An 11,795-nucleotide genomic window follows, 5' to 3' on the forward strand; every position below is an offset into this window, starting at 1 on the left:
CCTGCCGACGCGGCAGGGCGGAGCCGGAGACCTACGGCGCGGGGCATGGTGTGCCGGGTCACAGCCGGTGGGTCTGCCGCCGATGCCGCCACGGCGTCGGCGGTGCGCCTGCCGGTCACGGCGTTCGGGAACGGCGCGCTCGAACTGCCGGCGCCGCGGGCGACGGCGGTGGCGGTGGCGGTGGCGGGAGGAGTACTCCGGGCCGGCACCGAGGAGATCGCCGACCACCGCCAACACCCCGCCACCATCCGGGCGTTCGCCAAACACCACCCGCGGCCTCCGACGGTCACGGAGGATGCCCGTATGCGCCCCTTCCGTTTCCTCGCGACCGTCAACGACAACCGCCGCTTCGACGGACTGACCTCTCTGGCCCGCAAGGCCGAGGCCGTCGGCTGCGCCGCGTTCGTCCTGCCCGACCACCTCACCGCGTACGCCCCGATACCGCCGCTGGCCATGGTCGCGGCGGCCACCGAGCGGCTGCGGGTGGGCACCTTCGTCCTCAACATCGGCCTGCGCCATCCGGCCGTGCTGGCCCAGGATCTCGCCACGCTCGACGCGCTGTCCGGCGGCCGGCTGGAGATCGGCCTCGGCGCCGGCTGGAACAAACCCGAGCACGACGCCATCGGCATCCCCTTCGAGCCGGTCGGCGTCCGGATCAAGCGCCTGACCGAAGGGATCGCGATCCTCAAGGGCTGCTTCGCCGAAGGGCCCTTCTCCTTCTCCGGCGAGCACTACACCGTCACCGACCACGTCGGCGCGCCCGCACCGGCACAGCGCCCGCATCCGCCGTTCTTCCTGGGCGGCGGCGGCAAGCGCCTGTTGACCCTGGCCGCACGCGAAGCCCAGATCGTCGGTCTGGCGCCGCGGCTGGTGCAGGGCGACCGGCCCGGTCTCGAAGCCAGGAGCATGACGGCCGCGGCGACCGAGGAGAAGATCGGCTGGATCCGCGAGGCGGCCGGTGACCGCTTCGACGGTCTGGAGCTCAACACCTACTCCTCCGGCGGGCCGACGGTCGTCACCGGCGATCCGCGCGCCGCGGCGCGGCGCCGCGCCGACCACCTCCGCGAGCAGACGGGCGTCGAGCTGACCGTCGAGGAGATCCTGGATTCGCCGCATATGTTCATCGGCAGCGTCAAGGACCTGACGCGGAAGTTCGTGGAGTTGCGCGAGCGCTTCGGCATCAGCTCGTTCCTCATCGACGACCTGGACGCGCTCGCGCCGGTGGTGGAGGAACTCGCCGGACGGTGAAGACGCCGCAGGACGCGCGGGCCGGTCGAAGACCTGGGTGCGCGGCGGCTGCGGGAGACGGGCGGGCCAGGGGAACCGTCCGGCTTCGAAGTCCGTGACGGCGGTGGTGAAGCGGTACACCCGATGCCTGGACGTCGCCGTCTGCCGGGCCGAGCGTGGGGGCGTCCGGGTACGTGTGCCGAGCGGGTCCGGAACCGGGCGGCGAGCGAAGCGGAAGCCGAGGGACACCACCGTGCCGGGTCTCCGCCGCGCCCACCACGGAGGTGACCCGCTGCTCCGCCGGCCCGGGACGCCTTCCGGCCCTGGCGCGGGCGCGGCTGCTCACCGGTGACCTGCGCCATCGAATCCCCGGTGTGACTTGTGTGACGGCTGGGGCGACGACATAGGCTGCGTCGATCAGCGTGGAAGGGAGACGTTCGTGTCCGGTCCGATCGTATTCGAGGTGGCGCAGTGGCAGGGGTCGGGTGCCGCCACCGCCCGTAGGTTGCACAGCGGGGCCGCCTGGCTCGCCGAGCTGGTTCCCGCGAGCCGGCGGCGTACGGTCGCGCTCGACAGCGGCGTCGGCGGCGCGCGCGGCGGCGTACGGAACGCCGAGGTGCTGGAGCGGCATCTGCGGGCGGTGCGCGAGGCGCTGGCCGAGGTTCCGCCGGGCGAGCCGACGGTGACCATCGGCGGCGACTGCGGGGTCGACCTCGCCCCGGTCGAGACCGCGCTCGCCGCGTTCGGGGACCGGCTGGCGGTGGTGTGGTTCGACGCGCACGCGGACCTCAACACCCCGGAGTCGTCACCGTCCGGCGCCTTCCACGGCATGGTGCTGCGCGCGCTCCTCGGCGACGGGCCGGAGGGCCTGCGGCCCGTGCGGAACGTGTCGGCCGACCGCGTCGTGCTGGCGGGCGCGCGGTCACTGGACGCGGGGGAACAGGCCCTTGTCGAGAGCAGCGGCATCCGGCACCTGGGCGTCGGGCAGCTGGCGGAACCGGGGCCGCTCCTGGCCGCGGTGCGCGCCACCGGTGCCGAGGCGGTGTACATCCACATCGACCTCGACGTCCTCGACCCGCGGGTCTTCCCGGCCGTCGGCACCCCCGAGCCGGGCGGACTCGGCGTGGCGGAGCTGGTCGCGGCGGTGCGGGCGCTGACGGACGAGTTCACCCTCGCCGGCCTCGCGCTCACCGAGTACGAGCGGACCGAGGCCGCCGACCAGGAGGAGGCGGTACTGCGGCGGATCGTCGACGGCCTGTTCGGGCCCGACCGGCACGAGCACTGAGCGGCGCCATCGCACCGGCGCTCGCCGTCAGGGCCGACACCCTCGGGTCCGGCCGACACCCTCGGATCCGGGCCGTCAGCCCCGCAATGCGCACCGCCGCGTCCGGCACCCTCGGGTCCGGCCGACACCCGCCTGTCCGGCCGTCGCCGGCCGTCCGCCCCCGCGATGCGCGATAGGCGATAGGCGATGCGCACCGCCGCGTCCGGCACCGTCCGCCGCGCGCGGGCCGTGCCCGCGGGGGCGCCCGACTCCCCCGCCGTGGGCGGCCCGGGGCCCCCTGCGACCGTCCGGAGTCCTGGACGTACGGTGGTGTCCCGTGCTGACCTCTCTCCTCGGCTTCACTGCGGTGGCCGCGCTGCTGACCGTCTCCCCCGGCCCCGATTTCGCGGTGGTCCTGCGGACCGCTCTCGGTTCGGGGCGGCGGGCCGCCCTGTGCAGTGCGCTCGGCATAGCGGCCGGGTGCTTCGTCTGGGGGCTGGCCGGTGCCGTCGGGCTGACGGCGATGCTCTCCGCGTCGCAGGTGGCGTACGACGCGCTGCGGGTGGCCGGTGCGCTGTATCTGATGTGGCTCGGGGTGCAGGCGCTGCGCGCTGCCCGGCGCCTGCGGACCGCTCCGGCGGCGGACGGGGCGGTAGCGGCGGATGGGGCGGAGCCGACGGCGGCGGACGCCGGCGGCGTACGGCAGACGCCACTGCGGGCGTTCCGGACCGGCGCGCTGACCAATGTGCTCAACCCCAAGGTCGGGGTGGTCTATATGTCGCTGCTGCCGCAGTTCATCCCACATGGCGCGCCGGTCATCGCGACGACGCTGCTGCTGGTGGCCGTCCATGCCGCGCTGGGTGTGCTGTGGCTGGGCACCATCGCCGTGGCGGTCCACCGGGCGCGGGCCGTCTTCCAGCGTCCGCGCGTACGGCGGCGACTGGATCAGGCCACGGGCGGGGTGCTGCTCGCGCTGGGCGCGGCGGTGGGATTCGAGGCCGCGCGCTGATCCGGCGCGGGGCCGTACGGAGATCCGGCGGCGGAGCCGTACGGGGCGGCGGGAAGCTCAGAGCAAGCTCTGAACCCTGACGGCGCAGGATTCGGCCCGTCTTGACAGGGTCATGAGTACGTCACAGCACGGAGTGAACGGGGGGAACGATGCAACGTCTCGGTACGGGTATCGGCTGGCGGCCGGAGATCGCCGCGGAGATCGCCGGACTGTCCGGTGTGGACTGGGTCGAGGTGGTGGCCGAGAACATCTGCCCCGGCCATCTCCCGCCCGCCTTGCGGGAGTTGCGCGAGCGGGGCACCACCGTCGTCCCGCACGGTGTCTCGCTCGGCCTCGGCGGCGCCGAACGGCCCGCCGAGGGCCGGCTGACCGCGCTCGCCGAACGCGCCGTGGCGCTGGACGCGCCGCTGGTCACCGAGCACATCGCGTTCGTCCGCGCCGGCGGGCCGGGCACCGGGTCGCCGCTGCTGGAGGCCGGGCATCTGCTGCCGGTGCCGCGTACCCTCGACGCGCTGGACGTGCTGTGCGAGAACGTCCGGATCGCCCAGGACGCGCTGCCGGTGCCGCTGGCCCTGGAGAACATCGCCGCCCTCCTCTCCTGGCCCGGTGAGGAGCTGACCGAGGGGCAGTTCCTGTCCGAACTCGTCGAGCGGACGGGCGTACGGCTGCTGATCGATGTCGCCAACCTCCATACGAACCACGTCAACCAGGGTGAGGACCCGGCCGTCGCACTGGCCGAGCTGCCGGTCGAGGCCATCGCCTATGTCCATGTCGCGGGCGGGGTGGAGCGGGACGGGGTGTGGCACGACAGCCACGCCCACCCCGTGACCCGGCCGGTGCTGGACGTGCTCGCCGAGTTGTGCGCCCGGACCACCCCGCCCGGTGTGCTGCTGGAGCGCGACGAGGACTTCCCCGAGGGCGCGGAGCTGGCCGGTGAACTCGACGCGATACGTACCGTGGTGGAGGAGGCGCGCCATGGCCGACGAGCGGCCTGAGGCGGTCACGGGGGCCGGTGGCGGTCCGGGGGGCGGGGACACGGCCGCGGCCGGTCCCGGCGTGCCCGCCCGCACGGTCCCCCCGTACCCCGTCGGTACCGATACCGATACCAGTACCGACGCGGCGCGGCAGCGGCTGGCGCTCGCGCAGACCGCGCTGCTGTCCGCGCTCGTCGCCGGGACGCCGGCCCCCGAGGGGTTCGACCGTCGCCGGCTGCGCGTCCAGAGCCGGGCGCTGGCCGCCAAGCGGGCCGCCGTCGTGGGCAGGATCGCCCCGGAGCTGCCCGCTATCCTCGGCGAGGAGTACCGGCCCGCCTTCCTCGACTACGCCCGCCACCGGCCCCTCCACGGCGGCCACCGGCAGGACGCGCTGGACTTCGCGGCGCATCTGCTGGCCCAGGAGCGTCCCGCGGATCCGGCCGCGCGGCGGCAGTTGACACGGTGGTGGCGGGACCGGGCGGGGCCGAAGCCGCCGCCCGCCCGCCCCGCCGCCCGACTCGTGCGAGCCGTGCGGCTCGCCCTGCACCGAAGGTGACACCGTGTCCCTGGCACAATCGATGTATCTGGCAGTCATCCTCTCCTCGCTGGTGCTCGTCATCGGTACGGTCCGCTCCCGCCGGGCACCGCGCATCCGGCTGGTGGACGCCCCCACCCACGATGTGTGGGAGATAGCGTTCCTGGCCGGCGGGCCGGGGCGGGTGACGGACGCCGCCATCGCCGGTATGCAGGAGGACGGCCGGCTGGCCGTCGGCGGCCCCGGCGCGGTGACCGTACGCCGGGCCGTCGCGCACCACCCCGTCGAGCAGGCCGTACTGGACGCGCTCGCCCGGACCCCCGGCGGGGCGCTGAGCAGGCTGCGCGGCATGGTGATGCGGAGCCCGGCGGTGCAGGAGATCGGCGACCGGCTGGCGGACCGCGGTCTGATGCGGCGCCCGCGGCGGGGCCGGGGCTGGCGCCGGATGGCCCACGTCCAGGTGGCGGCCTCCGCGGTGCTGCTCCTCGGCGGTCTGCTGATGACGATCACGGGGACCGCCGGGGACGACGCGTTCACGGTGCCGTTCGTGGTGCGGATCGCGCCCGCGGCCATCCTGGGCATCGTCGTCGGCTCCCTCTGCAAGCTGGCCCACCGCAGCCGCCTCACCCCCGCGGGCACCCTCGCGCTCCGGGCCGCGCACGCGACCAACAGCCCCGGTGTCGTCGGCGGCGCCGTCCGGCCCGCCGCGATCGTGGTGGCGCTCGGCGGTGCGGCGCTGGTGGCCGACGCGGTGCTGCGACAGCAGCTGCTCGACGCGCAGTCCGCCATGGCGACCGCCGCCGGCGTGTCCGCCGCGTCGGGCGACACCGGCGCCTCGTCCACCACCACGTCCTCGGGCGACTCCGGCTGGGACTTCTCGGACGGTGGATCGGACGTCTCCTGGTGCGGCTCCGCCGACGGCGGGTCCGGCTGCGGCAGCTCCGGGTGCGGCGGCAGCTCGGGATGCGGTGGCGGGTCCAGTTGCAGCAGTGGGTCGAGTTGCAGCGGCGGGTCCAGCTGCGGCTCGTCGTGCGGCAGTAGCAGCAGCGACTGACGTCACACACCGGTCGCCCGAAGGCACGCCGTCCGAACGGCGTTGCGTAGCCCGTGGCCTGACATGACGTCCGGGGTTTCGGGCGCGCTCCACTCTTCCGGGGCATAGCGTCCGACACCGGCGGCCGGTGCTTTACATCGGCAATCACCGCCCCAACTATCCCTTTTGTATGTACACCGTGCGGCCAGGCGCCCCGGGCCACTCGCGGTGCGCCAACGCACCATACGAAGGGACGGCTCGTGAGAGCACTCGCGTTGTACGGCACCATCGGGTCGCTGATCCTGACCGTCCTCACCACCGCACCGGCGGGCGGTGCCACCGCACCGTCCGCCGCGCCGCCCGCCCCCGTCCGCCCCATCGTCTTCGGCCGGTGCGCGGCGGTGGAACACCTGTCGTCCTCCGTCGAGTGCGGCAAGCTCACCGTGCCGCTCGACTACGACCGCCCCGACGGCAAGAAGATCAGCCTGACCGTCAGCCGCTCCCGCGCCACCTCCCCCGAGGAGCGGCAGGGCGCCCTGGTCTTCAACCCCGGCGGCCCCGGCGCGAGCAGCATGGAATTCCCGCTCTACGGCGCGCTCGCCAAGTGGCGCAAGACAGCCCGCTCCTATGACTTCGTCGGCTACGCGCCGCGCGGCGTCGGCCGTTCGGCGCCGCTCTCCTGCCAGGACCCGAAGAAGTTCGCCAAGAGCCCCACCGACAGTCCGCGGTACCCCGGCGAGGAGTACAAGCGCGAGAAGCTGGCGGAGGCCGAGGAGTACGCGCGCGGCTGCGCCCGCAACGCCGGCGCCGACCTGCCCTTCTACAACTCGGTCAACAACGCCCGCGACCTGGACATGCTGCGGGCCGCGCTGGGCGAGGAGAAGCTGACGTTCATGGGCGCGTCGTACGGCACGTACTTCGGTGCCCTCTACGCGACGCTCTTCCCCGGCCACGTCCGCCGGATGATCTTCGACAGTGTGGTCAACCCCGACCCCGACCACGTCTGGTACCGCAACAACCTCGACCAGAGCATCGCCTTCGAGCGGCGCTGGAACGACTGGGCCCGGTGGGTCGCCGCACACCATGCCGTCTACCGTCTCGGCACGACCGTGGCACAGGTGCGGCGCGCGTACGACACGGTCGCCGAGAAGCTCAGGCGGGCGCCCCTGAACGGCAAGATCGGCCCCGGCCAGCTTCAGGGGGCGTTCCTCAAGACCGGCTACAACGACGCCTACTGGCCGAGCCGCGCCGCGGCGCTCTCGGCGTATCTGCACGGTGACCCGCAGCCCCTGATCACCCAGGCGTCGCCGCATCCCGAGAACGCCAAGGCCGCGGAGAACGGCAACGCCGTCTACACCGCCGTCGAGTGCAATGACGCGGCCTGGCCGCGGGACTGGCGGACCTGGGACCGGGACAACACCGAGGCCGCGCGGCTGGCGCCGTTCGAGACCTGGGACAACGTCTGGATGAACCTGCCGTGCGCCTTCTGGCCCGACCGGTCGGAGTCGGCCGCCGCCGGCATCGGCGCCGTGGCCGGCGAGGCGGCGGACCGCGCCGCCGCGCGCGACGGGCGAGACGGGCACGACGCAGCCGCGGACGACGCCACCGGGGAGAAGCTGGCCGCGGCCGCCGGCCATGCCACCGCGACCGGTATCGACAGTGCGCTGAACCCGCGCCGCCCGCTCGACGTCCGTACCGCGCCCGGCGCGCTGCCCCCGGTGCTGCTGCTGGCCGCCGAGCGGGACGCGGCGACGCCGTACCCGGGTGCACTGGAGCTCCAGCGGCGGCTGCCCGGCGCCTCCCTGGTCACCGAGAACGGCGCGGGCACGCACGGCATCGCGTTCGGCGACAACGACTGCGTGAACAGGTACGTCGAGGCGTATCTGCTGGACGGCAAGGTCCCCGGGGAGCGCGTGTACTGCGCGGCCCGCCCGGAGCCGGTGGCGGACGCGCACGCGCAGCACAAGCCGAAGAAGCAGTAGCGCGGCCGCGGACAGGGGAAGGGGCCGTCCCCGGGGGACACCGGTGGTGTTCCCGGGGACGGCCCCTGCCGCGTCCGCGTCAGGCCAGACCGGCGACCAGCTCGGCGACCGGCTTGCGGCGGCCGGTGTAGAAGGGGATCTCCTCGCGGACGTGCAGGCGCGCCTCGGAGGCGCGCAGATGACGCATCAGGTCGACGATGCGGTGCAGCTCATCGGCCTCGAACGCGAGGATCCACTCGTAGTCGCCGAGCGAGAACGCCGGCACGGTGTTGGCGCGCACGTCCGGGAAGCCGCGGGCCATCTTGCCGTGGTCGGCGAGCATCCGGCGACGGTCCTCGTCGGGCAGCAGGTACCAGTCGTAGGAGCGCACGAAGGGGTAGACGCTCACATAGGCGCGGGGGTTCTCGTCGGCCAGGAAGGCCGGGATGTGCGACTTGTTGAACTCGGCGGGGCGGTGCAGCGCCATGTTCGACCACACCGGCGCGAGGGCGCGGCCCAGGCGGGTGCGGCGGAAGAGGTTGTACGCCTCCTGAAGGGCGTCCGCGGTCTCCGCGTGCCACCAGATCATCAGGTCGGCGTCGGCGCGCAGGCCGGACACGTCGTAGGTGCCGCGCACCACGACGTCCTTGGCGGCGAGCTGGTCGAACAGCTCCTCCACCTCGTCGGCGTAGCCGCTGCGGTCCTCCGGGAGGACGTCGCGCAGCCTGAACACGGACCAGAGGGTGTAGCGGATGACGTCGTTGAGGTCCTTCGCCTTCTTGCCGGCGTTCGGGATCTTCTCGGGTGCGGGGGCGGAAGCGTCTGTCATGTCATCCATTCTCACTCGCCGGGGGCGGTGGCCTGCGGCAGGGTGCCGAGGACCTCGTCGGCGGCCCGCTGTGCCGAGCCGATGCAGGCCGGGATGCCGACGCCGTCGTAGACCGCGCCGCACACCCGCAGGGCACCCGGCAGCTGCGCCACCGCGGTACGGATCCGGGCGACCCGGTCCAGATGGCCGACGGTGTACTGCGGCAGACCGCCGTCCCAGCGGGTGACCGTGCTCGCCACCGGGCGCGCGGCCAGGCCCACCGCCGCCCCGAGGTCGGCGAGCGAGAGGCCGACCAGCTCGGCGTCGTCGCGCCCGAGGTCGGCGGTGTCGCCGTAGCGCCCGAGGGAGGTGCGCAGGACGAAGAGGTCCGGGCCGGCGTCGGCGAGCCAGCCCCATTTGTGGCTGGCGAACGTCGAAGCCTTGATCCGGTGCCCGTCGACGGGCGGTACGAGGAAGCCGCTGCCGCCGGGCACCCGGTCCAGGTCGGCGCGCCGGAAGGCCATCGTGACCAGCGCCATCGAGGCGTACTCGATGCCCGCCAGCTCGGCGGCGGCGGCCGGGGCGCCGTCGTGCAGCAGCCGGGCCGCGGCGCCCGCGGGGGCGGCCAGCACGACCGCGTCCGCCGTGAGAACGCGGTGGGCGCCCCGCTCCGTCACGCGCACCGCCCAGTGGTCGTCGCGCCAGGTCAGCTCGTCCACGGCGGTGCGGAGCAGGATCTCGCCGCCGGCGCCGCGCACGGTGTCGGCGACGGCGACCGGCAGCGTTCCGATGCCGCCGTCGAGGCCCGTGAAGACCGGTCCGCCGGGCGGCGTCGTGGCGGCGGTGCGCGCCTGGAGGGCCCGTACGCCCTGGAGCAGCGAGCGCTCGGTGCGGGCGGCGTCGAAGAGCTGGGGGACGGCGGCGCGCATCGAGATGCGGTAGGCGTCGCCTGCGTAGACGCCGCCGAGCAGCGGTTCCACCAGCCGGTCGACGACCTCGCGGCCGAGCCGGGCCGCGACGTACTCGCCGACGGCGACGTCCTCGCCGGCCTCGGTCCGCGCCAGCGTCTCGTCCTCGGCGATCCGGGCCAGACCGGCCGGGGAGAGCACACCGGAATCGGCGAGCGGGCCGAGATCGCCGGGGACGCCCATCACATGGCCCTTGGGCATGGGGCGCAGCGCGCCGCGGGTCCACAGGGCGGCGGTGGCCGTGGCGGGCGGCTGGAGCCGGTCGGCGAGCCCGACGGCGCGGGCGAGCCCCACCGCCTCCGGCCGCCTGGCCAGCATCGATTCGGCGCCAAGATCGACCGGTACGCCCGCGATATCGCCCGCGCGCAGTTTGCCGCCGATCCGGCCGGACGCCTCCAGCACGGTCACCCGGGCCCCGCCGTCGAGGAGGCGGTGGGCGGCCGCCAGCCCCGAGATGCCCCCACCGATGACGACGACATGACCGGGCGCCCGGCCCGTACTGGTGTGCGCTGCGCTCATGCCCCCACTCTCTCAGAGTCGGCCCGCGGCCCCGCCGGTGGCCACGGGCGGAGCCGCACCCGTACGTTGCCCGTTGACAGCGTGCGGCGGCGGGCAAAGACTCGGGGCGGGCGGCGGTGATCTTCGGACCGGCCGCCGACCGTCGAGCCGGGACAGCGAGGACACCGCCAGATGACCGACCACCGCGTACGGGATGTCTACATCGTCGATGCCGTGCGGACCCCCGTCGGCAAGTACGGCGGCGCCCTGGCCGGTATCCGGCCCGACGACCTGGCCGCCCATGTGGTCAAGGCCCTGGTCGACCGCACCCCCGAGCTGGATCCGGCCCGTATCGACGATGTCTGCTTCGGCGATGCGAACGGCGCGGGCGAGGACAACCGGAATGTCGCGCGGATGGCCGTGCTGCTGGCCGGGCTGCCCGTCACGGTGCCCGGCGTGACCGTCAACCGGCTCTGCGGATCCGGGCTGGAGGCGGTCATCCAGGCCGCCCGCGCCATCGCCCACGGCGATGCGCACATCGCGGTGGCGGGCGGTGTGGAGTCGATGAGCCGCGCGCCCTACGTCCTGCCCAAGCCCGACCGGGCCTTCCCCGCCGGCCATCAGGAGCTCTACTCCTCCACCCTGGGCTGGCGGATGGTCAACCCGCGGATGCGCCCGGAGTGGACGGTGGCGCTGGGCGAGGGCGCCGAGCAGATCGCCGACCGGTACGGCATCACCCGCGAACAGCAGGACGTGTTCGCGCTGGCCAGCCACCAGAAGGCGGTACGGGCCTGGCGGGAGGGCGCCTACGCCGCGGAGGTCGTCCCGCTGCCGGGCGTGGAACTGGAGCGGGACGAGACCATCCGCGAGACCTCCTCACTGGCGTCGCTGGCCAAGCTCCGGCCGGTCTTCCGTACGGCCGACGGCACCGTCACCGCCGGGAACTCCTCACCGCTCAACGACGGTGCGGCGGCCCTGCTGCTGGTGGACGAGGAGGGCCTGCGGGCCACCGGGCGCGAACCGCTGGCCCGTATCCGGGCGAGCGCGGTCACCGGCGTCGAACCGCAGTTGTTCGGGCTGGGGCCGGTGGCCGCGGTACGGCGCGCGCTGGAGCGGTCCGGGCGGGGCTTCGCCGACCTGGCGACGTTCGAGCTCAACGAGGCGTTCGCGGCCCAGGCGCTGGGCTGCCTCGGCCAGTGGCCCGAACTCGACCCGTCCGTCGTGAACCCGCACGGCGGCGCCATCGCCATCGGCCACCCCCTGGGCGCGTCCGGCGCCCGCCTCGCGGGCTCGGTGGCCCACCAGCTCGCCGCCCGCGGCTCGGGAACGGGCCTCGCGGCGCTCTGCATCGGCGTCGGCCAGGGGCTCGCTCTCGTGCTGGAGCGGTAGTTCCGGGACGCGGGGCTTGAGCGACGCGGGCCAAGGGGCGGCGCTGCCATGGCCCCGCCGGCCGCGTCCGTAACCGTGCCCGCACCCACCCCCGCACCCCGGCCCGTACCGGGCGCCCACGGGGCGCGC

General features: G+C 74.4%; 8 protein-coding genes and 1 pseudogene. 7 read left to right on the plus strand and 2 right to left on the minus strand.

All coding sequences use genetic code 11. From position 1 onward, the window contains the following. Positions 1–102: 102 nt before the first annotated feature. From IH09_RS14690 to IH09_RS14720, 6 genes and pseudogenes are all read left to right on the plus strand, one after another. Positions 103–1,248, plus strand: coding sequence for a TIGR03621 family F420-dependent LLM class oxidoreductase (locus tag IH09_RS14690; RefSeq protein ID WP_190233293.1), 1,146 nt, complete (start codon positions 103–105; stop codon positions 1,246–1,248). 418 nt (positions 1,249–1,666) lie between these two features. After that, positions 1,667–2,512: an arginase family protein gene (locus IH09_RS14695; protein ID WP_052856675.1), complete on the plus strand. Its 846-nt coding sequence runs from the start codon at positions 1,667–1,669 to the stop codon at positions 2,510–2,512. A 316-nt stretch (positions 2,513–2,828) separates the two neighbouring features. After that, entirely contained in the window at positions 2,829–3,500 is a 672-nt protein-coding gene (locus IH09_RS14700) for a LysE family translocator (RefSeq protein WP_052856676.1), read from the plus strand. Between the two features lie 149 nt (positions 3,501–3,649). Then, a pseudogene (locus IH09_RS37200) lies at positions 3,650–5,030 on the plus strand (DUF692 domain-containing protein). 4 nt (positions 5,031–5,034) lie between these two features. Next, positions 5,035–6,063, plus strand: coding sequence for a TIGR04222 domain-containing membrane protein (locus IH09_RS14715; protein ID WP_318279456.1), 1,029 nt, complete (start codon positions 5,035–5,037; stop codon positions 6,061–6,063). 239 nt (positions 6,064–6,302) lie between these two features. Further along, positions 6,303–8,024, plus strand: coding sequence for an alpha/beta hydrolase (locus IH09_RS14720; protein WP_318279457.1), 1,722 nt, complete (start codon positions 6,303–6,305; stop codon positions 8,022–8,024). A 79-nt stretch (positions 8,025–8,103) separates the two neighbouring features. Here the strand turns inward: IH09_RS14720 and hemQ are convergent, their stop codons facing one another. Together hemQ and hemG are read right to left on the minus strand one after the other, a co-directional pair. Then, positions 8,104–8,832, minus strand: coding sequence for a hydrogen peroxide-dependent heme synthase (gene hemQ, locus IH09_RS14725; RefSeq protein ID WP_052856798.1), 729 nt, complete (start codon positions 8,830–8,832; stop codon positions 8,104–8,106). A gap of 11 nt (positions 8,833–8,843) precedes the next feature. Continuing rightward, a complete protein-coding gene (hemG, locus tag IH09_RS14730) occupies positions 8,844–10,298 on the minus strand; it encodes a protoporphyrinogen oxidase (RefSeq protein ID WP_052856681.1) in 1,455 nt (484 codons plus the stop codon). 171 nt (positions 10,299–10,469) lie between these two features. On the opposite strand from hemG, the gene IH09_RS14735 reads away from it, so the two are divergent. Further along, positions 10,470–11,666: a thiolase family protein gene (locus IH09_RS14735; RefSeq protein ID WP_052856682.1), complete on the plus strand. Its 1,197-nt coding sequence runs from the start codon at positions 10,470–10,472 to the stop codon at positions 11,664–11,666. Positions 11,667–11,795: the final 129 nt, after the last annotated feature.

It is taken from the genome of Streptomyces celluloflavus, assembly GCA_000720995.1.
Lineage (GTDB): Bacteria > Actinomycetota > Actinomycetes > Streptomycetales > Streptomycetaceae > Streptomyces > Streptomyces celluloflavus.